The organism is Paenibacillus sp. FSL E2-0177 (genome assembly GCF_037992975.1).
In the GTDB taxonomy this organism is placed as follows: domain Bacteria; phylum Bacillota; class Bacilli; order Paenibacillales; family Paenibacillaceae; genus Paenibacillus_AQ; species Paenibacillus_AQ odorifer.
Genome location: NZ_CP150307.1, coordinates 318071 through 344102 on the forward strand (window position 1 = coordinate 318071; position 26032 = coordinate 344102).

General features: G+C 45.1%; 20 protein-coding genes and 1 pseudogene. 13 read left to right on the forward strand and 8 right to left on the reverse strand.

The genetic code is table 11. The features are described from left to right. Positions 1–29: 29 nt before the first annotated feature. Positions 30–1607, reverse strand: coding sequence for a glycosyltransferase (locus MHI25_RS01410; protein ID WP_340394836.1), 1578 nt, complete (start codon positions 1605–1607; stop codon positions 30–32). A 435-nt stretch (positions 1608–2042) separates the two neighbouring features. Here MHI25_RS01410 and MHI25_RS01415 point away from each other — a divergent pair. The 7 genes and pseudogenes from MHI25_RS01415 to MHI25_RS01445 form a co-directional block, all read left to right on the forward strand. Next, positions 2043–2156: pseudogene (locus MHI25_RS01415) on the forward strand (peptidylprolyl isomerase); the annotation flags it as partial. Between the two features lie 82 nt (positions 2157–2238). Beyond that, positions 2239–3855, forward strand: coding sequence for an ABC transporter substrate-binding protein (locus tag MHI25_RS01420; RefSeq protein WP_076127005.1), 1617 nt, complete (start codon positions 2239–2241; stop codon positions 3853–3855). A 69-nt stretch (positions 3856–3924) separates the two neighbouring features. Beyond that, the gene (locus MHI25_RS01425) at positions 3925–4875 is read left to right on the forward strand and encodes an ABC transporter permease (RefSeq protein ID WP_076127007.1); all 951 of its coding nucleotides are present in this window, start codon (positions 3925–3927) and stop codon (positions 4873–4875) included. Positions 4876–4879: 4 nt separating this feature from the next. Next, entirely contained in the window at positions 4880–5725 is an 846-nt protein-coding gene (locus MHI25_RS01430) for an ABC transporter permease (RefSeq protein WP_036687295.1), read from the forward strand. Between the two features lie 15 nt (positions 5726–5740). Beyond that, a complete protein-coding gene (locus tag MHI25_RS01435; protein ID WP_076127008.1) occupies positions 5741–6760 on the forward strand; it encodes an ABC transporter ATP-binding protein in 1020 nt (339 codons plus the stop codon). Next, positions 6753–7670, forward strand: a complete 918-nt coding sequence (locus MHI25_RS01440; RefSeq protein WP_340394837.1) for an ATP-binding cassette domain-containing protein — start codon at positions 6753–6755, stop codon at positions 7668–7670. Before MHI25_RS01435 ends, MHI25_RS01440 begins: the two co-directional genes overlap by 8 nt. 33 nt (positions 7671–7703) lie before the next feature. Beyond that, positions 7704–8153, forward strand: a complete 450-nt coding sequence (locus MHI25_RS01445) for a hypothetical protein (protein WP_076134772.1) — start codon at positions 7704–7706, stop codon at positions 8151–8153. 93 nt (positions 8154–8246) lie between these two features. On the opposite strand, the gene MHI25_RS01450 is transcribed toward MHI25_RS01445, so the two are convergent. Genes MHI25_RS01450 through MHI25_RS01475 form a run of 6 tightly spaced genes read right to left on the reverse strand, consistent with a single transcriptional unit; the run spans position 8247 to position 13468 of the window. Continuing rightward, positions 8247–9116, reverse strand: a complete 870-nt coding sequence (locus MHI25_RS01450) for a metallophosphoesterase (protein ID WP_340394838.1) — start codon at positions 9114–9116, stop codon at positions 8247–8249. Between the two features lie 51 nt (positions 9117–9167). After that, entirely contained in the window at positions 9168–9509 is a 342-nt protein-coding gene (locus tag MHI25_RS01455; RefSeq protein ID WP_248549163.1) for a multidrug efflux SMR transporter, read from the reverse strand. Beyond that, positions 9506–10294 (reverse strand): HAD family hydrolase, encoded by a 789-nt coding sequence (locus MHI25_RS01460; RefSeq protein WP_340394839.1) that lies wholly within the window; start codon positions 10292–10294, stop codon positions 9506–9508. The genes MHI25_RS01455 and MHI25_RS01460 overlap by 4 nt, the downstream gene beginning before the upstream one ends. A gap of 15 nt (positions 10295–10309) precedes the next feature. Beyond that, positions 10310–11656 carry an ABC transporter substrate-binding protein gene (locus tag MHI25_RS01465; RefSeq protein ID WP_340394840.1) on the reverse strand — a complete coding sequence of 449 codons (1347 nt, stop codon included), beginning with the start codon at positions 11654–11656 and terminating at the stop codon, positions 10310–10312. 35 nt (positions 11657–11691) lie between these two features. Further along, on the reverse strand, positions 11692–12537 hold the full coding sequence (locus tag MHI25_RS01470; RefSeq protein WP_051491496.1) for a carbohydrate ABC transporter permease: 846 nt from the start codon (positions 12535–12537) through the stop codon (positions 11692–11694). 25 nt (positions 12538–12562) lie between these two features. Then, on the reverse strand, positions 12563–13468 hold the full coding sequence (locus tag MHI25_RS01475; RefSeq protein ID WP_248549160.1) for a sugar ABC transporter permease: 906 nt from the start codon (positions 13466–13468) through the stop codon (positions 12563–12565). A 195-nt stretch (positions 13469–13663) separates the two neighbouring features. Between MHI25_RS01475 and MHI25_RS01480 the strand changes: the two genes are divergently transcribed. The 3 genes from MHI25_RS01480 to MHI25_RS01490 all read left to right on the forward strand — a co-directional run bounded on the left by MHI25_RS01480 (position 13664) and on the right by MHI25_RS01490 (position 16773). After that, positions 13664–14221 carry a transcriptional regulator gene (locus tag MHI25_RS01480; protein ID WP_076101159.1) on the forward strand — a complete coding sequence of 186 codons (558 nt, stop codon included), beginning with the start codon at positions 13664–13666 and terminating at the stop codon, positions 14219–14221. A gap of 210 nt (positions 14222–14431) precedes the next feature. After that, the gene (locus MHI25_RS01485; protein WP_340394841.1) at positions 14432–15616 is read left to right on the forward strand and encodes a polysaccharide deacetylase family protein; all 1185 of its coding nucleotides are present in this window, start codon (positions 14432–14434) and stop codon (positions 15614–15616) included. Between the two features lie 140 nt (positions 15617–15756). Further along, positions 15757–16773, forward strand: a complete 1017-nt coding sequence (locus tag MHI25_RS01490; RefSeq protein WP_076101160.1) for an AI-2E family transporter — start codon at positions 15757–15759, stop codon at positions 16771–16773. Positions 16774–16880: 107 nt separating this feature from the next. Here the strand turns inward: MHI25_RS01490 and MHI25_RS01495 are convergent, their stop codons facing one another. Then, positions 16881–17267 carry a hypothetical protein gene (locus tag MHI25_RS01495; protein WP_038568262.1) on the reverse strand — a complete coding sequence of 129 codons (387 nt, stop codon included), beginning with the start codon at positions 17265–17267 and terminating at the stop codon, positions 16881–16883. Between the two features lie 256 nt (positions 17268–17523). Here MHI25_RS01495 and MHI25_RS01500 point away from each other — a divergent pair, with 256 nt between their 5' ends. From MHI25_RS01500 to MHI25_RS01510, 3 genes are all read left to right on the forward strand, one after another. Continuing rightward, entirely contained in the window at positions 17524–23427 is a 5904-nt protein-coding gene (locus MHI25_RS01500; RefSeq protein ID WP_340394842.1) for an S-layer homology domain-containing protein, read from the forward strand. 579 nt (positions 23428–24006) lie between these two features. Beyond that, positions 24007–24546, forward strand: coding sequence for a MarR family transcriptional regulator (locus MHI25_RS01505; protein WP_036687318.1), 540 nt, complete (start codon positions 24007–24009; stop codon positions 24544–24546). 25 nt (positions 24547–24571) lie between these two features. Further along, positions 24572–26026, forward strand: a complete 1455-nt coding sequence (locus MHI25_RS01510; RefSeq protein WP_076186164.1) for an aryl-sulfate sulfotransferase — start codon at positions 24572–24574, stop codon at positions 26024–26026. Positions 26027–26032 lie beyond the last annotated feature (6 nt).

The following is a 26032-nucleotide window of genomic DNA, read 5'->3' on the forward strand; positions in this document are numbered from 1 at the left end:
TTTTGTGAACGCCCTTTTTATTGTAAGCCTCACTCCACCCAAGGGATTAGATGAGGCTGTTCATCCAAGATGGACATATACTGCTCTTTCCAGCCGTATTTGCCGTCGGGGTCGAGGAGCATATAACGCAGATATTTTTCCAGCCGGAACTCGGCTTTGGACCAACCGAGATGCTTGAGCCGCAGGTTGCTTAGCTGATGAGACAGCTCAAAGATATTTTCCGGGAACCGCCCACAGTGCTGTGGGGATTCATTCCATACATAGTTGAAGTCTTCTTTATAGCGAAGCAAAAAAGGGCGATAGTTCAGATGAGAGCGCCAGTAGGTATCCTCCCTGTAATGGTTCGCGTTCCATAAATCGTAAAGGCGGAAGCAGAACAGATCGACCCCATCTGCATACAGCAAGGTATCTATATTTTCCGCAAAGCTGGCTTCAAAGATCTCATCCGCGTCCAGACTCAGAATCCACTCGGGATTTGTCTTTAGGACTTCCTCCCACTGCTGTTTTCGCAGCTCAATTTCATTGCTGAACTTGGATTCGGTATTATGCACGAGATGAACGGGAATGCCTTCAAGTGCTTCCAGACAGACAGCTGCCGTATTGTCGGTGCTGCCGTCATCAATAATGACAGCCTCATCGATATATTTGCGGTGTTCCTCCAGAACCTGTCGCAGGAAGCGCCCGCTTTCATTTTTTACAACCATGGTAAGGGTTAGCTTGGGACGCTTTTTGGTTATAGGAGCAGCTGCAACCTCATTGGAATTTTCCTCGATGGGTGTGGGTGCCGATTCAGCTTTTACTCCTGTTGTTTCTCTGATGAAATCTTCAACCTTGTTCAAATCACTATCTCTGTACAAATGAAGGGCAGGATAATGGGTGTCAACAAATAGCGGGATGCCAAGGGCCGCGGCACGAATGCAGAAATGGCGATCCTCGCCCCAGTATGATATGTTCCGGATCTGATTGTAGCTCACCCCGGCTTTTATCGCATGCTGGCTAATCAATGTACAAGCGCCGAGCCCCCCCACTTCATAGATTCCAGGATTGCGGAGTTTGGCTATGAATTCATGAAATCTGCGGTTGATCTCCTCGGGTTGCAGTTTTTCGCCGGGAAGTATCTCCCACTGATTATATTCGTCATGCATCCAGACCTGCGGCTGAAACATGGTATCGGGCTGCCACTGTGTCCAAAATACCTCTGAAATAATATCTTTGTTCGTCCCTATTAGATGTCTTAGCGTAGCGGGGTGGAGGATGAGGTCTGAGTCGATCAGGAACAGGTAGTCGTAGTTCAGGGTTTGCGCTCGGTTAATCATGAGGTTTTTGAAGTTGGCGACTTTCCAGACTAAATCAGAATTCCAATAGTGAGTCGTATCATTGCGAATGTACACATCGTTAAAGCCGGAGCTTTGAATAAAAATATGCTCGCCCTTGCTTTTGAATTCCTGGAGCAGCCGGCTGGATTCCTCATCATCATTGTCATCAATCAGATGGAAATCCAGTTCGATTTGCTCGATATTCAAGCGCAGCAGGGAATTCAGAAATTCCCGTAATACATTGGGCTTTTGATGGATCGGGCTGCCGATTAATACGCGTGTCTTATTCATTGCGGCCTCCTTGGGGGACTCTCCCTTTCTTCCGAGAGGTATAGGTATGTTCTCAATATATTTACAGTGAGAGAGTAATAATCCTTATTTCGCAAAGTTCTTATAGTAAATGAGAAATGAGAGTTGGATAAATTGAACTTTTTAGATATATTAATTTTGATGAATCTGCTGTACAATTACCGGATAATTAGATAAGAATGCAGCCAGATGAGTACAGGAATGAGACTATGGATAAATCACCACTAAAAGTTCAGTAGTTAATCAATCTGTTACTGGCCATGAATCCTCGTGCGGATGTGTTCTGGGATGATGGAAAGGGTGAATACCGACCTCTGCTGAATGAGGATGCTGAGGAAATTGATTGCACCGGAAGAGACAGCGAAGACTGAAGCTCATATTGGTGGCTGAACAGAGTTTGATTATTGCGACCCTTGGCATACTGTATTCGGAAGAGTCATTTCAGGTATGGACCATGTGGATACTTTAAGGCGTGGGGATGTCATGAAAAAGGTGGAAATTATCAGTTCCCTCAATATTACATTAATGTGAAATGCTATCCATTGTAATTCCTAGTATCCCGATATACAATATAAAAACAAACAAAGACAATATAGACACGGGGGAGAAACTTATGCGTAGAGGATTATCTGGAGTTATTACTTTGGTTTTGTTAACATTTTTGATTAGCGCGTGCTCCGGGGGAAATAACGCCGCTTCCACAAATACAAATCAGACGCCTACGGCTACTGAAGGATCGACAGCAAGCACTGAACCAAAAGATGGCGGCAACTTAATTATTGGGGTCGCTGCAGATCCTGTCATTCTAAATCCGAACTATGCAGGTGATCGTGTCAGTCTGACGATTGACCAAGCGCTCTACGCGCCATTGTTCCAAGTGAATAACGGAGAGAAGACCTTCTACTTGGCAGACAGCCTGACACTTTCCGAAGATAACCTGACTTATACATTGAAACTGAAAAGTGGACTAACTTGGCATGACGGAGAAAAGCTTACAGCTGACGATGTCGTGTTCACGATTGATAGCATCCTCGATGAGAAGCAAAACAGCATGCTGAGAGCGAACTTATTCATCGGTGATAAACCCGTTAAGGCAGTTAAGGTGGATGATCTGACTGTAGAGTTCAAGCTTCCGCAGGTCAGCCCAGCTTTTGAAGCTACACTAGTGCAAGTATTTCCGATTCCAAAGCATATTTTTGAGAATGAGACGGATCTAGAGAAAAGCACCAAGAATGCTGCTCCGGTTGGATCTGGCCCATTTAAATTTAAAGAATACAAAGCAGGCGAATATGTTACACTCGAGAGATTTGATAACTACTTTGGCGGCAAACCACATCTTGATTCTATAACGTACCGGATTGCTAAAGATACGAATGCTGCGAATCTCGCACTTCAGAATGGTGAGATCAACATTAAGTATCTAGATCCACAGGATGTTGGAACGATTGAGGCTTCGAACAATTTCGAAATCCTGCCTTATAGTGAAGGCCGATTGTCCTACCTGTTGTTCAATGCAAACAGTGATAGAGGTGCTCTTGCTAAAAAAGAAGTTCGTCAAGCCTTGTCTTTAGCCCTAAATCGTGATGAAATCATTCAGGCTGCTTATACTTCTAATGAGTATGCAGACCCGGCGAAGTCCTTTTTGACTCCGGATGCATTGTTCTATACTAATGACGTACCTTCTTTTGATAATGATGTAGAAAAAGCCAAAGAGCTTCTGCAATCGGCAGGGGTTAGCGATCTGAAATTGAGATTGATTGTATCGAGCGGTAATAAAGCTCAGGAAGCCATTTCACTATACGTGCAGCAAAAGCTAAAGGCCATTGGCGCTGAAGTTGAACTGCAAAATATGGATGCCTCGGCATATGGTCAGAAATTCAGTGATATGAATTCAACAGATTTTGAACTTGCGATTGCAGGTTATATTATGGGTTACGATCCTGATGCTTACAGAATTTTGTATACTTCTACTGCAGACTCTAACTACTCGCATTATAATAATGCTGAAGTCGATAAGTTGTTCAATGATGGTGCAGGAGAAGCAGATGTAACTAAACGTGGTGAGATCTATAAGAAGATCCAAGAGATCATTGCTGACGATGCACCGATTTATCCAATTGCTAATACTAAGACTATTGTAGCTGTCTCCAAGAACTACGGCGGTCTAGAAGAAGCAGTCTTGAAGCCTGTCGTTATTTTTGAAGATTTATCGAAAATCTACCTTAAATAAGAACGGGAAAAAATAAGCTGGTCAATCCAGCTTATTTTTTTACCGATATAGAACTGGGAGAATATACGTATGAGACAACTTATCGTCCGAAGATTACTGCAAACCCTGCCGATGCTGTTTTTTGTCTCGGTTGTGTGCTTTGCGATGATTAAGCTGGCTCCGGGGGATCCGGTACTATCCTTCGTTACGCCGAATATGCACGCGGATGATATTGAGCGCATCCGGCATAACCTTGGGCTGGATAAGCCAGCCTACATTCAATATTTTATATGGATCAAAGAAGTACTGCAGGGCAACTTCGGTTATTCCCTTGTGAATCATCAGCCTGTATTGGAGCAAATTCTAGAACGTTTACCTGCAACAGCAGGTTTGATGGGCAGTGCAATCGGCTTAGCCGTTCTGTTGGCGATCCCGATGGGTCTGCTTGCTGGAGCTAACCGGAACCGCTGGGTGGATAAAGTAATTAATTTTTTATCCTATATCGGAATTTCAGTGCCTTTATTTTGGCTGGCCATCTTACTTATGTACTTATTCGCAATTAAGCTGCACCTGCTGCCTATAATGGGGATGCGAACCATTGGTGTGGAATCAGCGGTTGATGTATTGAAGCATGGTATTTTGCCTTGCGCCGTATTGGCGTTTGGATTTCTGGCCGGTTACGTACGATACATCCGCTCTAGTACGATTGGACAGCTAAAAGAAGAATATGTGCAGATTCAATATGCTTTTGGATCCAGCAAGACAACGATTCTGTTCCGTCACGTGCTTAAGCATGTACTGTTGCCAGTAATTACATTGCTCGGGATGTCGATGGGTGATCTGGTGGCGGGTGCAATTGTAACGGAGACGGTATTTTCATGGCCGGGTATTGGCTCTTTAGGGATGACTGCGGTTAAAGGGATGGATTATCCCGTAATTATGGGAATAACTTTGTTCTCTTCTTTAATGCTGATCATCGGCAATCTGGTCGCGGATATTCTATATAGCTTCGTGGACCCACGAATTAAATTAACGAGGTGACCTCATGAATCGCAGTAAATGGAAAAGTGTTGGAGATGAGCTATTTACGAATAAATTGGGTGTCGCAGCCCTCATTACTTTAATCGTCTTCACACTAGGCTCTATATTTGCTTTTTTATCCGGACATGATCCGAATGCAATGGATGTTTTGGCACGTTTGAAAGCACCCGGGGCGGATCATTGGTTTGGTACGGATGATTACGGCCGGGATTATTTTGCCCGAGCTTTGTATGGTGGCCGGGTATCTTTGCTAGTTGGTTTTGCTTCAATGATCATCGCCACGGGTATAGGTGTGACGGTGGGCGTAATCAGTGGATATTTTGGCGGATGGATTGATAATCTATTGATGCGGATGCTTGATGTAGTGATGTCCATTCCATCTTTCCTTGTGCTGCTGCTGCTCAGCGTATTTTTGAAGCCGAGTGTAGGAAACATCATTTTAATCATTGCTCTATTAATGTGGATGAACATTGCCCGTGTGATTCGTGCGGAGACGATGACGATTAAAGAACGGGAATATGTACTGTATGCAAAAGCTTCCGGCCAGAGCAACTTCGGAATTATTTGGCGTCATATTCTTCCGGGGCTAGTACCTGTTGTGATTGTAGGTGCGACGAATAATATCGCTTCCGCGATTATGATGGAGTCGTCCCTAAGCTTCCTTGGGTTCGGGGTACAGCCTCCGAATGCCACTTGGGGCAGTATGCTTAACAATGCGCAGGGATATATCGCTCAGGCACCTTATTTGGCATTGTTCCCGGGGTTATTGATACTATTAACGGTTCTGAGCTTTAATGTTCTGGGCGATATTTTGCGGGTTGGCTTTGAACCGAAGCTGATCCGAAGATAGGAGTGTGAAGACATCATGACGGAACGGCTATTGTCTGTTGAGAATTTGAAGGTTTCCTTCCAAACTCGGGATGGAGAGAATCAGGCAGTTCGTGGCGTTAGCTTTCATATAGATGCTGGAGAAACGGTAGGGATTGTTGGTGAATCCGGAAGCGGGAAAAGTGTAACTGCGAAGGCGATTATGTCGTTGATTACACCTCCGGGTAAAATTATCGCTGGAAATATTAATTTTCGTGGTGACAATTTATCTAACCTTTCGGAAAAAGAGTGGAGAAAACTGCGCGGTAACCGCATAGCGATGGTGTTTCAGGACCCCATGACTTCTCTTAATCCTGTGAAAAAAATCGGCCAGCAGCTTACGGAGGTCATCCGGCGGCATCGCGGCTTAAATAAGGAAGCAGCGTTTAAAGAGGCAGCAAGTATCCTGCGGCAGGTGGGCATTAATAATCCTGAGCAGCGGCTGCAGCAGTATCCGCATGAATTCAGCGGCGGGATGCGGCAGCGGGTCATGATCGCTATGGCTCTTTCCTGCCAGCCAGAGCTATTGATTGCGGATGAGCCGACAACTGCGCTTGATGTAACAATACAGGCCCAAATTCTTGATCTTTTTAAAGAGCTAAAAAATAATACCAGTACAGCTATAGCGCTGATCACTCATGATTTGGGTGTGGTGGCTCAGGTATGTACACGGGTTATCGTAATGTATGGTGGACTAGTGATGGAGGAAGGTACGGTGGAGGATATTTTTTATCGCCCACAGCATCCTTACACGAAAGGTCTGCTTCGCTCCATTCCGAAACGTGACGGCAAATCGCGTGAACGTCTAATTCCAATCGAAGGCACACCTCCGGATTTGTTGAATCCTCCTTCTGGCTGTCCCTTTATGGAACGTTGCCCTAATGCTTTTGCCCGTTGCAGCGAACGTCCTCCGGTAATCGAATTATCGCCCGGTCACCGTTCGATGTGCTGGTTAGCAGATGGTGTGCAGGAGACTCCAGCCGTAGCTGGCGTTGAAGGGAGCGGTTCGGTTGAGTGACAATAAGATTCTAGTGGACGTAAATAATCTCAAAAAACATTTCTCCAAAGGCAAGGATATGTGGGGACGCGATACATCGGTGCTTAAGGCAGTAGATGGCGTAAGCTTTCAGATACGACAGGGAGAGACCTTTGGGCTGGTTGGAGAGTCGGGAAGCGGCAAGTCCACGGTTGGACGCTGCTTGCTGCGCTTATATGACTACACAGACGGTGAAGTGTCTTTTGACGGGCAGCCGCTGAGCAAGCTTGGAGAGAAGCAGCTAAAACCTTTTCGCAGACGCATTCAGTCGATCTTCCAAGATCCCTATTCATCACTTAATCCAAGCTTAAGTGTGCTTGATCTGATCAGTGAGCCGATGAAAATCCACGGTATCCACGAAGGTGAAGAACGCAAAGAAGCTGTTGCGGCATTGCTGGAAAAGGTAGGTTTAAAAAGAGAACATCTCTACCGCTTCCCGCATGAATTCAGCGGTGGCCAACGCCAGCGGATTTCGATTGCCAGAGCATTGTCCGTAAGACCTGAATTTGTTGTGTGTGATGAACCGATCTCAGCGCTGGACGTGTCTGTCCAGGCTCAGGTAGTGAACATGCTGGAGGATTTGCAGTCCGAATTCGGCTTGACCTATCTCTTTGTCGCACATGATCTGTCGATGGTACGGCATATTTCTGACCGGATCGGCGTGATGTATGGCGGTCGTCTAGTGGAGGTAGCCGAAAGTAATGAGCTGTACGAGAATCCTATTCATCCTTATACAAAGGCGCTGCTGTCTTCCATCTTGGAGACGGATCCCCGGCGGGCCAATCAGAGAATTATTTTAGACGGATATTCGCAAGAGTATGGCAGAGCTGAGACTTCCACACTACAGGAAGTAAGTCCGGGCCATTATGTTGCTTATGATTTTACGGTATGATTAGACTCTATATATAGATTGGGAGGGATCAGAATGTCAGAGAACTTAAACCGGGTAAAGTTATCCCAGTGGGATGCGTTATTGGTGGAATCACTCCGCTCCTTGGGGTGGTCTGATGAGGATATTCTTCGTAAAGTGGCAGAGGGCGATTTGCCCGTTGACGAGAGCGAATACCAATTTGATTATAAGCAGCTGACCACATTGCAGTCAGAGCAGCCGGAGTTGTTCGGGCAAGCGGTGAAGACAGGCTATCAGATTAAATACAACACGATTCGTGGGATTCGCAGCTGGATATGGGTAGCTCTGGGCAAAGAAGCGGCTCTGGAGCTTGAGGAAGGTAAGGAAGCTGCTGAGGTGGCTTTAACCTTGGCCGAGAAGGAACGTTTGGCCTCTGTGTTATCCTTCGGTTGGCAGATCGAGAGCGATACGAAGGCAGCGGTTGGAGATACAGCTGTCTACCGGATTGCACCGATTGGACGTTAAGCTGAATAGCTACAGTAAAAAACGATTGTTGCGGGGAAGGACTCCCTGTGCACAATCGTTTTTTTGTTATATTTCTCGCTTAAATGCTTATCTTTAATATACGCTTACCGCTGGGTAAAATACCTCATAGTATGCAGCCTCAATCCAGCTTCCTGTCTTAAAATCTCTGCCCCGGACAAGCACTTTATCGCTATACACTTCTACATAGAAGCCTTGGCTGCCCTCTTTATGTTTATCTTCATTAGTCCAAAGATAGGCGACAGAAGCAGCATTAAACATCGTTGCGATCTCTCCATCGCCAGGGAACATAGTGTTGTCTACCTCCAGCTCCCAATGGGTATGTCCAGTGAATAACAAGGTCTGAGGGTATCTCGACAGGATATCTTTTAATTCCGTATCTTGTGTGACACCATACCAATCTTGCGATTCCAGCGATCCGGCTACGGTGTCTTTAAGCGGTTGATGCAGGAAGAGAAAGATAGGCTGATCTGGTGAAGCTTGTTCTCCAAGCTTATGCTCCAGCCAATCAAGCTGTTCAGAAGAAAGATCACAGAATTTGGGCAATCCTTGTTCTGTCCCTAGAAAAATAAAATGATAGCCATTGACCCAGTGATCATGATAGGGTCCGGACATTCCGGTCTGTGACGTATACATTCCTAAACGTGATTCCCAATTTCCGAGGCCCACATCATGATTGCCTAAGGTAAAGGTAATCCCGGGCAGTTCGGTTTTGTATTGTTTGAGGATACGAAGCATTTCTTCGTATTCAGCATGGAAGCCGTGGTCTGTGACATCACCGATATGCATAATCCCGCTGCTGCCTTCCCCATGCGCTGCTATATCACGGAGAGCCAGCTCGAAGTTAAGATTGTACTCATGATTGCGGTCAGCAGTGACATGGGTATCCGTAATGATCTGAAAGGTGATAACTGGTTTATCATCAGGTGATGTGTTCGTACTCATGTTTGGGCATCCTCCTTCATCTATGAACCTATCCAATACTGTTGCTGTTCGCTAATGCGTCTTGCCGCTAATATTCAGTCCTATGATCCCGACAATGATGACGGCTATCCAAAGTAGTGAGGATAGGGTTAGCTTTTCTTCAAAGAACAGGGTTCCTATGAAGGAAATCAGGATGATTCCCGCTCCTGACCATATCGCATAAGCTACGCCTACCTTAATAGAGGTGAGAGCATAATTCAGGGAGGTGAAGCTGGCTCCATAGAACAGGAACATAAGCACGGAAGGCCAGAGCTGGGTGAACCCTTGAGATATTTTCATTGAGAGGGTCCCTGAGAGTTCGAACACAATAGCCAGCGCCAGAAACATCCATGCCCATATTCCTTCTATTCTCACAGGGAAGTAACCTCAATTCTGAGCTCAGCATAAGATTGTACAATGAGATCTGCATCCGGGAGAATATGTGTTGAAGCACTAGTACCGTCGCTTTCTGCTAGGCCGATAGCTACCTGTACACCCGCTGCTTTAGCCATTCGCATATCCCCGTTAGTATCGCCGATAACCGCTGTGTACGCGGGTTCCACGGCTAACCTTTTGCAGGCAAGCTGCACCATGTCGGGGAAAGGTTTACCCTGATCCACAAGATCTGTTCCAATTACCTCGGAGAAATAATGCCGTATGCCCAGCCATTGGAGATGTTTGTCTGCGGCCTCTGTTTCATCTGCGGTCACCACGGCGAGAGGGATGCCTGCACTCACGCACTCATCAAGAAAACGATGAAGTCCCGGAAGGGAATGAACGGGGCGTTTCTCTTCTAACCTAACATCCGCTTCGAGACGGCATTGATGGACAATCTCCATGGACTCCGCCCAAGATAAACCTTGCAGATAACCCTGCCATGACAGAATGGCATAAAGATCACTCATAGTCCCCATAGCCAGCGGTCCGTTGCGATCATAATCGGTAATGCTCCCCTCGGCATTGTGTACAGTTCCCATTAATGCAGGAAGCTGCTCTTCTGCAATCTGTAGCCCTCTTTGCTTCATATACTTCGTGAATCTCTCTAAAAAACATTCGCCCCAGCTGCCCCAGAGGGATACGAACTGGAGCAGCGTACCATCCTTATCGAATAGAATAGCTGCTACAGCGTATCTGCCTTGCGGAGTGATGAGCTCAGACATGAAGTCCACCGCCCTTTATTTTAATTTATCAAGCGCTGCTTGTGCCGTTTCTTGTGCTTCCTTAAGTGCTTGTGCTGCTGGGATATTCTCAATTTGCACCTTATCTGCGGCGATTGTCAACGCATCGTTAATTTTGCCGCCAGTTGGGTCTTGGAAAGGTGCAGAACCATGAGAAGCTTGCATCAATGGGACCCTAATCTGTGGATTACTTTCGCTGAATGACACAAATGCCGGGTCTTGCAATGCGGATTGGCGCACCGAAATATATCCCGTATTAATGGACCAGGACGCAGTATTCTCAGCATTTGTGAAGTAGGTTAGCCATTTCATAGCTGCTTCCTTTTCACTGTCGTTAGCTTTGGATAGAATGCCGGCCATAAGTGCTTGGGCTACGGGTTTGCCCTCACCGATCCCAGCCCAGCCTGGCTGCTCCATAGCCGAAACAATGCTGAAGTCCAAGTCGCCCTGATCGCCGCTGGAGCCGGTGTAGCCTGCGGCTTGACCCTTCATTACATCGTCAATCGTCTTGTACCAATACTCCCAGCCTTGACCGCCGGAATGAATCCGCATGATCTTATCCTCGTGAATCCACTTGCGGAACAAATCCCAGGTTTCAATCCACTCTTTAGAGTCGACCATAACTTGTTTTCCATCCTCACTAAGGATAGTGCCTCCTTTGCTGAGTACGGCATCAATCATGTTCCCTGAACCCCACATAGGCTCCCAACCATAAAGGGTGGTTTTGCCGCCGTCCTTCACTGTCATTTTCGCAGCTGCGGCAGCCAGATCTTCCCAAGTCTTTAGTGTGCTCGCATCAATTCCATTCTTCTCAAAAACATCTTTGCGATAGTACATGACCTGCGTTGTTCCATACATCGGCAGGAAGTATTGCTTACCATCAACCTGGCCCTGATTTAGAAAGGTTTGGACAAAATCCTCTTTATTGAAATCTGGCTGCAGTGCCATAAGCTCGTCTATCGGAGCGAAATATCCTTTACGGGCCCAATCTACATTGGAGGAGAGAGCAGCCGCAGGCACTTTCCCTGTAGCGATAGCTGCTTGCAGCTTCTGTTCGGTTTCCGTGTAGTCTGCCTGCGCGATACCTTTGACAATGACCTCTTGCTGAGAGGTATTAAATTTCTGAATCAGTACCTCCATATTCTCACCAAGCTTGCCGCCGAGACCATACCAGAATTCAATTGTTACCGGTGCATTTTGTGTGGGTGCAGCCTCTGTGGAGGGGGAGGAAGAAGCTCCATTCGCCGCTGTAACATTGCCTGTATTCGCATTTCCTCCGCAAGCTGTTAACATTGTAAATCCGGCAACCAAAGACAGGGTGGACAGTCTCTTCAATACGTTCATCATCATTCTCCTCTTATTAAAATAGAATTGTTAGCTTATCCTTTGCTGGAACCAGCGGTCATATTGACACTTTGCATGATCGTTTTCTGAGCTAGTAGAAATACTAGCAGCAACGGGGCGATGGTGAATGCGCTAGCGGCCATGATCAGCGGCCATTTTAATCCATAAGCACCTCCTTGAGTAAAGAAACTACGCAGACCCGCCGAGACTAGCTGGAGATTAGGGTCTTTGGTGATCAGCATCGGCCAGAAATAGTTATTGTACTGATCAATGAAGGTGATCAGGGCTAGCACAGCAAAGGAAGAACGTGTAATGGGGACAAGAATGGTCCACAGAATCCGCATATGTGAGGAACCGTCCACTTCTCCAGCCTCCACCAGCTCATGGGGAACCTGAAGGAAGGCTTGGCGAATTAGAAAGATGGAGAAGACACTTACACAGTTGGATAGAATTAATCCGGCATATGAATCCAGTAGATGGAGCTGGGACAATACCAAATATCCGGGAAGATAAACAGCGGTGGCTGGAACCATATAGCCGAAAAGAATAACGCCTGAGAACAGCCCTCTGAAGCGGAATTTCATATGCGTAAGCGCATAGGCCATCATCCCGGAATTTATGACCTGCAGAATAACAATCGACACAGCGACAAATATGCTATTGCCCATATATCTGAAGAAAGGGGCTTCGTGCCAGGCGGCTGAAAAATTACTCCACAGCGGATCCTTAGGCCAAATTGTGGGCGGAGACTGCCAGATTTCATCATTGGTTTTTAAGGCGCTGGTGACCATCCAATAGAAGGGGAAGGCCATGATCAGTGCAATAGCTGTAAAAAATAGATGGCGGGTCAGCTTGCCCACGCGTACGATCGTTGCATTCATCAGTCGTTCTCCTTTACAGCAGTTGTTATTGATAATGGGTTGTCCGTTTACTAACCTCTAGTGAGATTACGGAGAGCAGCATACATATAAATACCAGAATCATTGCGACACTAGAGGCTTCTCCAATCTGAAAGGCTTCAAAGGCAGACTGATAATACATATAGAGCAAGGTGCGTGTTGATCCTGAGGGTCCACCTTGTGTAAGTACGTTAATCTGGTCGTAAGCCTGTAACGCCCCGATGATCTGTACGATGAACAGAAACAGTGTCGTTGGCGAGATTAGCGGTAAAGTAATACGGCTGAATTTTTGAACAGCATTTGCTCCATCCAGTTGAGCTGCTTCCAGCAGATCTGTAGGGACATTGCGTAGTGCCACCAAATAAAAAATCATCGCCCAGCCTACCGATTTCCATATTGTCACGAGCAGAACGCCAAGCAGCGCCCATTTAGGGTCTTGAAGCCAACCGATTTTTTCTAGACCTAAGAGGTCAAGTACAGTATTGGCAAGGCCGATTTCGGGTTCATAGATCCAGGACCAGACAATGGATACAGCCACGGTCGGCGTGACCCAAGGGGAGAACAGCAATACCTGATATAGGGTGGAGCCTTTCAGCTTCCCGTTCATCAGGAGTGCTAGTCCAAGTCCGATCAGAATAACGGGCAGCACACTTCCGGCACAGAATAACAGAGTCACTCTAAGTGCTTTATAGAAGGCAGGATTGCTGAAAAGATCCAGATAGTTGGTTAGTCCGACAAAGGTTTTCTCAGGGCTCATGAAGTCCCATTCGGTAAAGCTGAGATAAAATACATAAAGTAATGGCGCTAGCCAAAATACAACGAATGGAATCATTGCCGGCAAGGTGAAGAGCACCGGTTTCAACTCCCCTATAAATCTCGAACGTTTCATTATTCTGTCGATACCCCATTCCATCTTCTGTTTTTTGCGGTATAATTCTGAGGAAAGCTCTTCCGTTCAAAAAAAATTGTACACTCATCGAGCGGCTGCGTGGTCAAGTGGACGTAAAGATCGATGCGAGATTATGTAAAAAATTAAGAGATTAGCGCAGGTAGTTGCTATTTTGTGTAAAATAGAAGGGTAGATTCTAAGTGGAATGAAGGTGCAGCTATGAAACAGGTAGCCTTTGGTGAAGAGAATAAAGACTTATCTCCACGCGAGCAGCTGCTGCGTCCGATGATCGATGCGATTGCTCAGACGATGGACCTATATGGTGCGAATTATTCATTCGGGCAGCTGTATGGAATTATGTTCTTTGAAGACCGTCCGATGACGCTTGAAGAGATGAAGAATGTGATGAATATGAGCAAGAGTAATATGAGCTATGGAGTCCGTTCTTTGATGGCCTCCAAGATGGTCACTAAGCTGGAGGAGAAGCGGGACCGAAAGGATCTGTATGCAGTGGAAACAGATTTCTTTCAGACCTTTAAGAACTTTTTTGGGATGAAGCTACAGCGGGAGATTGATGTCATGAAGCACGCTTTAGACGTTGTCATTCCTGAGCTGGAGGGATTGGTTCAAGCCGTGGATACGTCTGAGGAGGAGCGGCAATTCTGCCTGAAGGATCTGGAGAAGCTGGAGCATGCCGTTCAATATTATCATTGGCTGCAGCAGTTCGTGGACGAGCTTGGGGAAGAGAATTACTTCGCAGATAAGAGAAGGTCCTAGACCGTCTACAATCACATATAGATGTACATAATTGTATATAGATCTCCATTTTTGCGGGGTGTTCCTTAAGCCGGTTCAGGCTTGAGGTTCGCCCTCTTTTTTATGATAAAGAAACAAAAATAAGAAGAAAATGTAACCAATAGCAGGTGGAACTTCCATAAAATATATAGTTACATAGGGACAAGAAATGTTGTTAAGGAGATTCTGAGATTGAAAACAAAAAAATATATGCTGCTTGTTGTCATAGTTCTACTGCTGAGCCTTGCTGCTATTTTGAATACACAACGTGAACCTTCAACAATAACTATTAACGTAAATGGTCAAATGATAAAGACGATAGCTGCCAATCCAGCCTCGCCTGATGATCTTATGATCCCGAAGGCGGTAGCTGAACAGGCACTAAATACACAAATCGGCTGGCAGAAATCCGGACCTCTTCCAAAAGGTATTTACTACAGAGATCAGGTGGCTGTGCTGATGTATCATCATCTTTCTGAGAAGCCCATGCCACAGTTTCCTTGGGTGTTATCGGTTGATCGGTTTGATGATCAAATGAATCTGCTGAAGCAGGAAGGTTTTCATGTGATCACCATGGCGGAATACCGTGAATTTATGCTGAATAACGGCGCAGTTCCGGACAATGCAGTGCTGCTGACCTTTGATGATGGATATGAGAGTTTCTATAAATTGGCGTTCCCCGTTTTGCAAAAATACGGATATACAGCCGTCAATTTTGTTATCGTATCTACAATAGATCACCCAGATCCGAATAGCGTACCGAAGCTCACTTGGGAGCAAATGCGGGAAATGAAGCATGCTGGGATGGGATTTTATAGTCATACCTATGATTTGCACCATTATGGGATTGTCGATGCCGAGGGCGGGCAGCGGCCAGCTGCAAGTGCCTTGTTATATGTTGATGATGAGAACAGGAATGAGATGAATGTCGAATACTACAGCAGAGTTACACGTGATCTGGCTAAGGCGGAGCAAAGGCTGAAGAAAGAATTGGGCAATATGGATTCGGCGATTGCTTTTCCTTATGGGTCCTACAATGACAGATTGCTGGCTGTTTGTGATTCGCTGGGGATTTCACTGACCTTCAAAATTGAGGATGGGATTAACACCAGAGCGGATCGGAATGCCGCACGAATTAACGGGGGAAGTGAGACACTTACCGCTGCGTTGACGCTTGATCAGATGAAGCATATCGATTTGCCTATGGAATTGACCTTGAACAACCAAAAGGTGAATATGGTAAGGAATTCTCCTGAAATGAGGAAGGGAACCTTGATGGTTCCGTTTCATCAATTATGCAAAGATCTGCATATAGATATGAAATATGATCCGAAACGCCGAATCGTTGAATTGACTCATATGGATGCAGGAGCATGAAAAGTGTCACTTTTATAGATGATGAGATTACAAAAAGTGAGTAAATTCGTCATTTTAGGCGAATCACTAGTTGCTATAAGTGAATTCCTTACTGTAGACTATAAACAGAGTACTAATTGGTAAGCGAATGGAGAGAACTGATGGAATTGTTTAAGCGTTATTACGCAAATTTAACGGTCCGGCGTTTTTTGATTTTAGGATTGGTTGCTCTACTGCTATTCAGTATTAGAGATATGCTTAATTTGGTACTGTTGACGTTTTTGATTGCGTATGTAATGAATAGCTTTCAAGTGCTGCTCACGAAGCGCATTAACAAATATGTAGCAGTTAACAGCAAAGTAATTATTGTTATTCTATACCTTGCCTTAATCGCTGTAGTTGTCATAACCCTCGTTAATTATCTGCCTAAGGTTTTTATACAGATTAAACAGTTAACGAATTTTTTGACCAATTTGACCCCTGAGAACATCCCGCAAAATGATATAGTGCAGTATATATTCGCCCAGCTTAAGGATTTGAACTATCAGTCGTACATGAAAGACGGTATTGAATATGTCTTGAAAATAAGCAATTGGGGCACCAGCTTTGTTTTATCAACTATTTTGAGCTTTGTATTTATACTTGAGAAGAACAGGATCGTTAGTTTCACTTCCCGTCTTAAAGAGAGCAAAATCTCTTGGTTCTATGTAGAGCTTGAGTATTTTGGCAGAAAATTTATCTCCTCTTTCGGAAAAGTGATCGAAGCACAAATTCTGATCGCGTTGTTTAATACATGCTTTACGGTGATCGGACTCTGGATTTTAGGTTTTCCTTACCTTTTCGCATTATCCATTATGATCTTCTTGCTCAGTTTAATTCCGGTAGTAGGTTTTGTTATCTCGCTAATCCCACTTTGTATTATTGGTTACAATATTGGTGGCCTAGTCATGACGATATACGTACTGGCAATGATTGCCGTACTGCATTTTGTAGAAGGCTACTTCCTAAATCCTAAACTGATGTCATCCAAAATGAATTTGCCTATGTTCTATACGTTTATCGTGTTGTTATTCTCTGAGCATTATCTCGGGGTATGGGGTCTGATTCTGGGGATTCCGATCTTTGTATTCTTCCTTGATATTCTGGAGATTAACAGAGAGAACAAGATAGGAACTTAGGGATTCTGTTATAAAATAAGTGTTAAATATACAAAAACCGGCTAAATGGAAGATCCATTTAGCCGGTTTTTTTGTGTGTATGTTACAGCGTCGCTGTATGTATTCCCTTAACCGAAGGAAGTATGGACACTATCTGAAACGATGTCCCTCAGCTCCGCTTTATATGCCGCATACTGCTCGGTTGTTATGCTTCCAGCGGCTAACCGTGAATCCAATTGATCCGTTAGCTGGGCAACCTGTAGATCGATTACAGCTTCAATATCTTGGCCTTGTTCTGATGCAATATCTTGAAGTGACTTACCGTCATATATGGCCTCGTATAGATCCTCGTCCGTTGGCTGGTTAAGTACCTCCAATAATTCGTCTTGATCCGCGACCTCTGCCGTGGACCATTTAACAGGCGAACTTGCATTAGCGGTAAGACTAGTCCAAGCATTTCCGAAAGACATCACTACAACTACCGTTCCGACTATGATCACTCTTTTTATATCCATTAGAGTCCTCTTTTCTTGTTCTGCAATAACTTATCTTGCTTAAGCATCCGTCTAAAGTATCGTTTAAAATGGGTTCTAACTAGTTATATTGTAACCCGCGAAGCTGAACTGAAGCTTAAGCAATATTAAAAATAACCTAAAGATTTAACACGGCTATGATATAGCGATAATACACCGCAGGTATACTTTCCAGATGAGCTTCATTGCATATTTATGCATTGAATCACAATCAAACAAATGGGGAGTGTTCGGAGTTTTGAGAATAACAGCAAAAGCTAAACGTTTATTTTCCAGCATAATTGCCAGCAGTCTGATGTTGGGAATAATGGCTCCAGCAGGGTATGCCGAAGAGCAGCAGCTGGAGACAGAGCAGACATCTTCCGAATTAGAGGCGCATTTTGATGAACAGGTTGAGCTCGACACGCTTTTAAGTCAACCGACTGTAATGGCAGATGTGTACGCGGTACCTAATAATCCAGGAGCGCTACTGATTACAGAAGTTGTTCCGGATACTAAAAATGTAAAAGGGACAGATGGAACCTCTGTAGATGGTTACGAGTTTGTTGAGGTCTACAATAATACGGACAAGCCGGTTAATTTTAAGGATTATTATTTCTTTTATAATGACAAAGATACATGGGCACCTAATGGTGATGCTGTAATACCGGCGCATGGAAATATTGTTTTCTGGATTATGAACGGCAATAATCTGAATGTTCCTACGGAGGATTTCATCAAAAACTTTAATCCTTCTGCAGCTTTGCAGGAAGGAGTGAATCTGTTCCGGATCAACGGTGGCGGGGGGATGGCTAACACTTCTGCGCGTAATTTACAAATTAAAAGCAAAGCAGGAGATACGCTAATTGTTTCTGCTTCCTATGGAAAAGAACAGGTGAAGGAGAATAACGGGATCTTCTATCAATATTTGCAAGCAGATAGCTCCGTTATGAACCTCATGGTGAATTCGGGAACGGTTGTGGCTACGCCTGGAACCGTAGAGGCAGAACAAGTGCCTGAGCTAGTTCCTGGGAACAAGCAGCCAGTAATTGAACATATTGCACAGAGTAGTGTCGATCCAGTCGATCTCCCTATCAGTGCGAAGATTACTAATCTGGAAAGCGGGGCAGATGGATCACTACCTGTAGTGAAGCTACAGTATGGCTCTCCTTCTCAGGCGAAAGATACGGTAATCACCATGACCTCAAAAGGTGGGGATGAATATGCGGCAATGATTCCTGCAGCTGCGCTGGAAGAGCCGGAGCTGCATTACAGCATCCGCGTTAATAATGTGACAGAGAGTTATTCTGTTCATGTGAACCTGCCGGCGTTTGATTCGAATAATGTGCCGCCGTTGTTAATCACAGAGCTGCTGCCGAATTCGACGAATGTAAAAGGAACGAGCAGCGACGCTTTTGAATTCATTGAGATCTATAACAATACTGATGCACCAGTTAATTTCAAGGACTACAAGGTCTATTATCGTTATCCTGATAAAGGTAACGCTTCCGATGTGAAGTGGCCTTCGACGCCAGACAACTTTCTGATTCCTGCACAGCAGTCCGTGGTGTTCTGGGTTATTAATAGTGCCAATAGTACTTACACTGCTAATGATTTCAATACAGAATTCAACACAAACTTAATTGAAGGCACCAATCTCTTTTTGATCAAAAGCGATGGTATGGCGAACTCTGGCCGCCGGGCAGTCGTAATCAAAAGTAACACGGAAAAAGAAATTTCCTCCGCGTATTATGATGCTGACCTCACCTACGATGGTGGAGCTAAAGGTGATGACACCAAAGAGAATAAAGCCCTTCTATATAAGTATCCTGTGAATGGGCTGAGCAAAATGCTCAAGATCAGTACGGGGTCAGCCGTTCCGTCACCAGGCCAGACGGATGCAACACAACTTCCAAACACACCGATCCATGTGGAGCCGGATACAGAGAAACCAACAGTAGAAGATCTGACCGGCGTAACGGAGATTGATCAGTCGCTGGGTCTCGATTTGAAGGCTTTTGCTGATGACAATAAAGCTGTTACTTCTGTGGAAGTTAGAGTGTCTTCGGACAAGCAGCCGGAGGCTGTTAGCCACAATCTATCCCAAGACTTCAACGACAGCTTGTATCACTTTAAATTGACCTCTGCGGATTTGATTGGCAGAAATGAAATCCAGTATTACTTTGTTGTTTCTGATGGAACGAATGAAACACAATCTCCAGTAATAAAAGTAAAAGTTACAGGAGGACAGGATCAATCACCCCTTCGTTTGAATGTGAAGGAAGGGCAGTTGATCAATGGCTCCGTGACCGTAAAGGGAACCTCTGCCACCGCTAAGGCTGATGTCTTAGGCTTGAGCATTGACAGTAAGTTACTGGGCAATAACGAGGCATATAATGCACTGGAGAATGATGCCTACTTTGTATTTGAAGCTAAAAATGTGGACTATTATTTTAAAAATGCGATCACGATGGGACCGGAAGAACTAGGAGATGCCAGTATTCTGTATACCTTTATGGACCCGATTACTACGTATACTACATTGACTTTTCCTATTTCTTCTGCCGCTTTAAAAAAGGGTACGGATAATGTGATTTACATTCGGGCGGGCTCTAAATCATCTCCATTTGATCCTCGTCCTGAGGAGAATAAGGATGATTTTGAAGTAAAAAATGTTCGTCTCCTGCTGGCAGATGGTACCGAAATTTGGGACCCGGCTTATGCAGAACGTGATAAGGAAATCAAGATGGGGGACAGCGCAGGTAAGCATGAATCCCTCGGCTTCCAGTTTGATCTAAAAGCGGATTTGTTCCGTTCAAAGGCGTACAACTGGAATACTAAGGAAGCAACTGACGGAGAACATAAAGTAACGCTTACCGAAGGTGGAACGAAAGTATCATCAAACGTAATTGTCGACAACACGCCACCATCCATCAAAGCATCCATAGAAGAAGGACAAACTTACCGTGGCAATTTTGAAATTGCTGCTGAAGTTAAGGATACTTATGCGGGTGTAGATAAGGTCAGCGTGAAGCTGGATGGTAATGTTATTGAACTGCCCTATGCTACTTCATCCGGGAAGTTGTCGGCTGGGGATCATACGCTTTCTATCACAGCCTTAGACAGGATTGGCAATCAGGCAGAAAAGGTCATTACATTCCATGTACCGAATGAGAATCCATTTGCGCCACTGCTTATTTCTCCTACAAACTGGGAGACCGCTGTAGGTACTAATCCGACTTTAAAGGTTAAGGTTGAAGATCCTAATCAGGATAAGATAAACGTTACCTTCTTTAGAGGATTTAAGTACGATGCTAACCATCCGGAGCAAGGCTTTGCTGGGTTTATAAATGCATCCGATACAGAGCCGCCGAAACAATCCGTACCTGCGGGCGAACAAGCGCTTAGCAGTGATGACTACAGTAAAATAAGTGCGGTGGACGGACAATATTTAATTAATGATGCTGTCGATCAATTCCCTTATCAGCGTTATGAAATTAAGCTGGATGAGTCGGTTAAGGCGTCAGATCGTGTAGATATTGAATGGAAAGGGAATTCGTTGCCGGGACGAAAAGTAAGTCTCTACGCATGGAGTCCAGCTCAACAAAAATGGGTACAGCTGGATCATTTAATCGCTGGAACAGAGGATTTTGAGCTGAAATCCACGGTTACAGCTGGAGAATATGCTAATGGAAATAGCATTGCCGTAATGGTTCAGGATGAAATTGCTTCTGTGGCTAAGACAGCACCTACAGTAACACAAGATACGTATGACTTCTCTTTTGTATGGATGTCTGATACACAATATTATTCACAGAGCTACCCTTACATTTACCGTAAAAATGTAGAATGGATAGCTGACAACAAAGAGAGCTTGAACCTGAAATACGTTATTCATACAGGAGATATCGTGGATAAATCCTATCAGGAGTATGAGTGGAAGGAAGCTGACCGGGACATGAAGGTTCTGGAGGAAGCTAACATTCCTTATGGTGTTCTTGCAGGTAATCATGACGTAGGTCATCAAACCGGGGATTACACGAAATTCTGGGAGTATTTTGGAGAGTGGAGATTCAAGAATATGCCGACCTTTGGTGGCTCTTATGACAACAACAGGGGCCATTACGATTTAGTGTCTGCGAACGGAAATGATTTTGTTATTGTATACATGGGCTGGGGATTGGCTGAGGAAGAAATCGAATGGATGAATGAGATCGTTGCCCGTTATCCAGAGCGTAAAGCGATTCTTTGTCTCCATGAATACTTGCTGGTTTCTAATAACCGGGCACCTATTGCGGATAAGATTTTTGAGATGGTTGTGAAACCTAATAAAAACGTAATCGCAGCACTGTCCGGCCATTATCATGATGCTGAGCTTAAAGTAGACGAGCTGGATGATAACGGTGACGGTATTCCAGACCGCAGTGTCTATCAAATGCTGGCAGATTATCAAGGCGCTGAAGAAGGGGGTCTCGGCTATATCCGACTGCTTCAGTTCGATGTTGCTAATAACAAACTTCGCGTGAAGACTTATTCGCCTTATTTGGATGATTATAACTACTATGATGAAGACGAATATCCAGGCAAAGATGAGTTCGTTCTGGATCTGGATTTACAGCCTGTGACTAAACGTGTGGCTACCGACTATATCGGAGTCAAGGTTTACAGCGATCAGGAAATTGCGGCCAATCCACAAGTAGAGAGTGGCGCGGAGACTCAGGTCACTTGGAGTAAGCTGAATCCGGATAGCTACTACCAATGGTATACAAAGGTTGAGGATGATCACTCCGGTAGTGTGCTTTCAGATATCTGGGGCTTTTACACTGGAAAAGAGGATGTGACGCCGACACCAGAGGTGACACCGACACCAGAGGTAACGCCGACACCAGAGGTATCGCCATTGCCAGAAGTGACGCCATCGCCAGAAGTGACGCCTACACCAGCACCAGAGGTGACAACGGCACCTCCGGTAGTTTCACCAGTGCCAACAGTGACTCCAACGCCTACAGCCACACCTGGAGCGGGAAAAGGAAACATTGAACTGGCATTAGGAAGTAATGGGACGTATACAGCTGATCCGTCAGCCTTGAAGAAACTGATAGAGGAAGCTGCTACAGGGGGAAGCCTAAAGATTAGCGCAGGCGGAGCAACCTCGGCTCAAGATCAGATTAGAATTGCTCTTGATGCAGCCGCTGTTCAACAGGCTGTCGATAAGAAGTTGAATTTGAATATTGTTTCATCTAACGTTACCTTGAGCGTACCAACAAGCTCCTTACCAGCCATTCCGGCAGGCAGTGATATGCTGCTACTAAGCATTGATACGAGTATGATATCTGTACAGGCCAATGACGCTGGAATGAGTCCATTCAGAGCTAACGTTACGCTGAACCTCAGTACATCTGCAGGAGGCAAAGAAACGGCTATCCACCAGCTTAAAGGTGCTGTTACGATTACCTTGACGCTGACTAAGGAACAGCTTGCTAAGCTTGATACAGATTTTGCGGGTGTCTATTATGTAAATGGCAGCACGTTGGAATATTTGGGTGGAGTGTTTAAGGATAATACCGTTACCTTCACAACAAATCACTTTTCCTCCTTTGCGGTGCTGGAATACCATAAGCAATTTAGGGATACTGCTGGTCACTGGGCAGAGTCGTATATTTCCAAGCTGACGGCTAAGCATGTGATTAAAGGGATCGACGATACGCATTATGGACCACAGGCGAATGTAACCCGTGCAGATTTTGTTACACTGGCCGTTCGTTCTCTCGGATTGGATGAAGCAAATGGGGCTATCGTACAGAGTGCTTTTGCAGATGTATCTAAAGATGCTTATTATGCACAGTCGATAGACAAAGCTGTCCAGCTTGGATTGATCCAAGGCAGTGATGGCAAGTTCCGACCTAAAGATGCGATTACTCGTGAGGAGGCGGCAGTTGTCCTGCAGAAACTGATGCAGTATAAAGCAGGATTGCAAGCTTCCGTTGCTGCTGCTGCAAGCTTTAAGGATATGAATAGTGTATCTGAGTGGGCGAAGCAAGCGGTAATTGATTTGCAAGCAAAGGGAATCCTTGACGGCAAGGGCGACAATAACTTTGACCCTCGTGGCAAAGTGACCCGTGCTGAAATCGCAAAACTGTTATATGGAATAATCAAATTATAAGATAGGTTGGCAAAGGCAGGCAGAGGTGACTCTGGCCTGCTTTTTGTCTTTTTTGCGTGTAGTCTCCTTTTTCTTCTATGTAAAAAGGAAATTTCCACTATTCATATGATTTTTCATATATAATATTTTTGAATTAATTTTTAATTTTCAGAATCTTTCAAAATAAAAGGTAGATTGCAAGGAGTGCAAGTGAAATTAAATATCTCCAATCTGCCAATTCAGGAGTCGGGTAAAATATATTTACCAGTTAGAGCGTTATTTACCGGCCGTATCATCTTTTATGCAGGTTTATGATGAAGACAGCCATGCGCTTGTACTGGAAAGTGGTCTATAAGCTTCCGAGTTGGAGGGCACCTTTGAGGGTGTTCTTTTTTTGAATATATAAAATACTTACTTGACAGGTAGGAATAAAGGGGTATATGATATCACCAATACTTAAACAGTAATTAAATGAACAGTGAAATAATTCAACTGAGCTGATTGGACCACCAAAGGCTCCCGTACTTTTCCCTTGTCAGGGGTAGGTGCTGGGAGTCTTTTTTTATGGGCTGATTGGGAGAAAGCAGAGGTAAGTAAGCCATGAGCGAACAATATTGGAGACAGCTGGAGGAGACAGATTGGGCATTTCGCAAGGCGGTTCGCAGATTCGTGAAAGAGCGGGATAAGGTCGCCGTAGCAGGCATCTCCTTACCAGGCATGCTGATTCTGCACAAAATCATTCGTGATGGTGAACAAAGGCTAGGAGACTTAGCGGATGAACTAGACTTCACCTCAGGTGCGATTACCGCATTGAGCGATAAGCTTGAGGCGGGTGGATATACCGTGCGCAGACGTAAAGAAGGCGACCGTAGAACGGTAATGCTGGATATTACGGATAAAGGCCGCAAGCTGGCGGAGCAGAACAGCAACATCGGAGAACGATGTATTTCGCTTTTGTTTGAGGGGTTTACGGAGGAGGAATTGGCGCAGCAAAATGACTTTTATCAGCGGATCATTAGCAATTTGGAAGGATTCTCGGATATCCTGCTGAAGCTCGCCAAGGAGAATGCAGAGACCTCTCCAACCCTTGAACAGAAGCCACGAACAACCACCAAAAAAAGTAATTATCTTAGCTACTAAAAATTGAACGTAGGAGAGATGAACGATGGGACATTCAACCATTTATCCAACTGGAGCAACCGTATATAACCCTAACAAAGCCTGGAGTGGCTATACCGTATTTCAAGCTGGTGAAGAAGGTGTTGTACTGATTGATATGAACGGTAAAGAGGTGCATTTGTGGAAGGGGCTGCTTGGATTTCCGGCTAAAATCTTCCCGGGTGGTTATGTGCTGGGCAGCACAGGAAGAAGAGATCCTAAATTCGGAATACAGGATAATGTAGATCTGGTACAGGTGGACTGGGATGGGAACATCGTGTGGAAATATAACAGCTATGAACATATAGAAGATCCGGGTTATGAACCCCTCTGGTATGCCCGCCAACATCATGACTATCAGCGCGAAGGCAATCCGGTCGGATATTTTGCACCGGGGCTTGAACCCAAGGTAGACAGTGGAAAAACGCTAATTCTTGCTCATAAAAACATCTACAATCCTCAAATCTCCGACAAACAATTGCTTGATGACACGATCCTTGAGGTGGACTGGGAGGGGAATATCGTCTGGGAGTGGGCTCCAAATGAACATTTTGATGAGCTAGGCTTTGATGAAGCGGCCAAAAATGTACTATTTCGTGATCCTAACTCACGCTCTTTCGGAAATCTAGGTGGTGGTGTTGGAGACTGGCTGCATATCAATTCGGCTTCTTATGTAGGACCCAATAAGTTTTACGATGCAGGGGATGAGCGTTTCCATCCGGATAACGTGATCTGGGATGCGCGTGAAGCAAATATTATTGCGATCACGGATAAGCGTACCGGAGCCATCGTTTGGAGAATCGGTCCGGATTACTCGCTGCCAGAAGTGAAGCATATCGACTGGATCATTGGCCAGCATCATGCGCACATCATTCCGAAAGGTTTGCCGGGAGAAGGCAACTTACTTGTATTCGATAACGGGGGCTGGGGCGGTTATGGTCTTCCAAATCCATCTTCTCCTTTCGGGCAAAAAAATGCACTCCGCGACCACTCACGAATTCTGGAGATTAATCCCGTAACCCTTGAGATTGAGTGGCAATATACAGCGGCAGAAGCAGGTTTCTCTGTCCCAACCGATTCTTATAAATTCTACAGTCCATATATCAGCTCAGCTCAACGGCTTCCGAATGGCAACACCTTAATTACAGAAGGTTCTAACGGCAGACTCTTTGAGGTTACGCCAGAACATGAACTGGTATGGGAATATATTTCGCCATTTACGGACTCCAGAAATACCAACATGGTCTATCGTTCCTACCGTGTGCCTTATGCATGGGTACCACAGCTGGAAACGCCAGTTGAACAAGCGATTGAGCCAATAGACGTAACGCAGTTCAGAGTCCCGGGGTCTGCACCTAAAGGATCGGATTCTGTGGTAAGTGTGGCGACAACCCTGCCATTTGTTGAAGGAGCTGCTTGTGTGGCGACGACGGATGAAGGCAGCAGCCGCAAGGTAAATTAACAAATT

Coding starts and splice junctions, on each gene's coding strand:
- MHI25_RS01430 (WP_036687295.1), top strand. CDS start 4,880: ATGAATCGCAGTAAATGGAAAAGTGTTGGAGATGAGCTATTTACGAAT.
- MHI25_RS01465 (WP_340394840.1), bottom strand. CDS start 11,656: ATGAACGTATTGAAGAGACTGTCCACCCTGTCTTTGGTTGCCGGATTT.
- MHI25_RS01425 (WP_076127007.1), top strand. CDS start 3,925: ATGAGACAACTTATCGTCCGAAGATTACTGCAAACCCTGCCGATGCTG.
- MHI25_RS01480 (WP_076101159.1), top strand. CDS start 13,664: ATGAAACAGGTAGCCTTTGGTGAAGAGAATAAAGACTTATCTCCACGC.
- MHI25_RS01445 (WP_076134772.1), top strand. CDS start 7,704: ATGTCAGAGAACTTAAACCGGGTAAAGTTATCCCAGTGGGATGCGTTA.
- MHI25_RS01510 (WP_076186164.1), top strand. CDS start 24,572: ATGGGACATTCAACCATTTATCCAACTGGAGCAACCGTATATAACCCT.
- MHI25_RS01410 (WP_340394836.1), bottom strand. CDS start 1,607: ATGAATAAGACACGCGTATTAATCGGCAGCCCGATCCATCAAAAGCCC.
- MHI25_RS01505 (WP_036687318.1), top strand. CDS start 24,007: ATGAGCGAACAATATTGGAGACAGCTGGAGGAGACAGATTGGGCATTT.
- MHI25_RS01475 (WP_248549160.1), bottom strand. CDS start 13,468: ATGGAATGGGGTATCGACAGAATAATGAAACGTTCGAGATTTATAGGG.
- MHI25_RS01490 (WP_076101160.1), top strand. CDS start 15,757: ATGGAATTGTTTAAGCGTTATTACGCAAATTTAACGGTCCGGCGTTTT.
- MHI25_RS01495 (WP_038568262.1), bottom strand. CDS start 17,267: ATGGATATAAAAAGAGTGATCATAGTCGGAACGGTAGTTGTAGTGATG.
- MHI25_RS01420 (WP_076127005.1), top strand. CDS start 2,239: ATGCGTAGAGGATTATCTGGAGTTATTACTTTGGTTTTGTTAACATTT.
- MHI25_RS01435 (WP_076127008.1), top strand. CDS start 5,741: ATGACGGAACGGCTATTGTCTGTTGAGAATTTGAAGGTTTCCTTCCAA.
- MHI25_RS01460 (WP_340394839.1), bottom strand. CDS start 10,294: ATGTCTGAGCTCATCACTCCGCAAGGCAGATACGCTGTAGCAGCTATT.
- MHI25_RS01450 (WP_340394838.1), bottom strand. CDS start 9,116: ATGAGTACGAACACATCACCTGATGATAAACCAGTTATCACCTTTCAG.
- MHI25_RS01470 (WP_051491496.1), bottom strand. CDS start 12,537: ATGAATGCAACGATCGTACGCGTGGGCAAGCTGACCCGCCATCTATTT.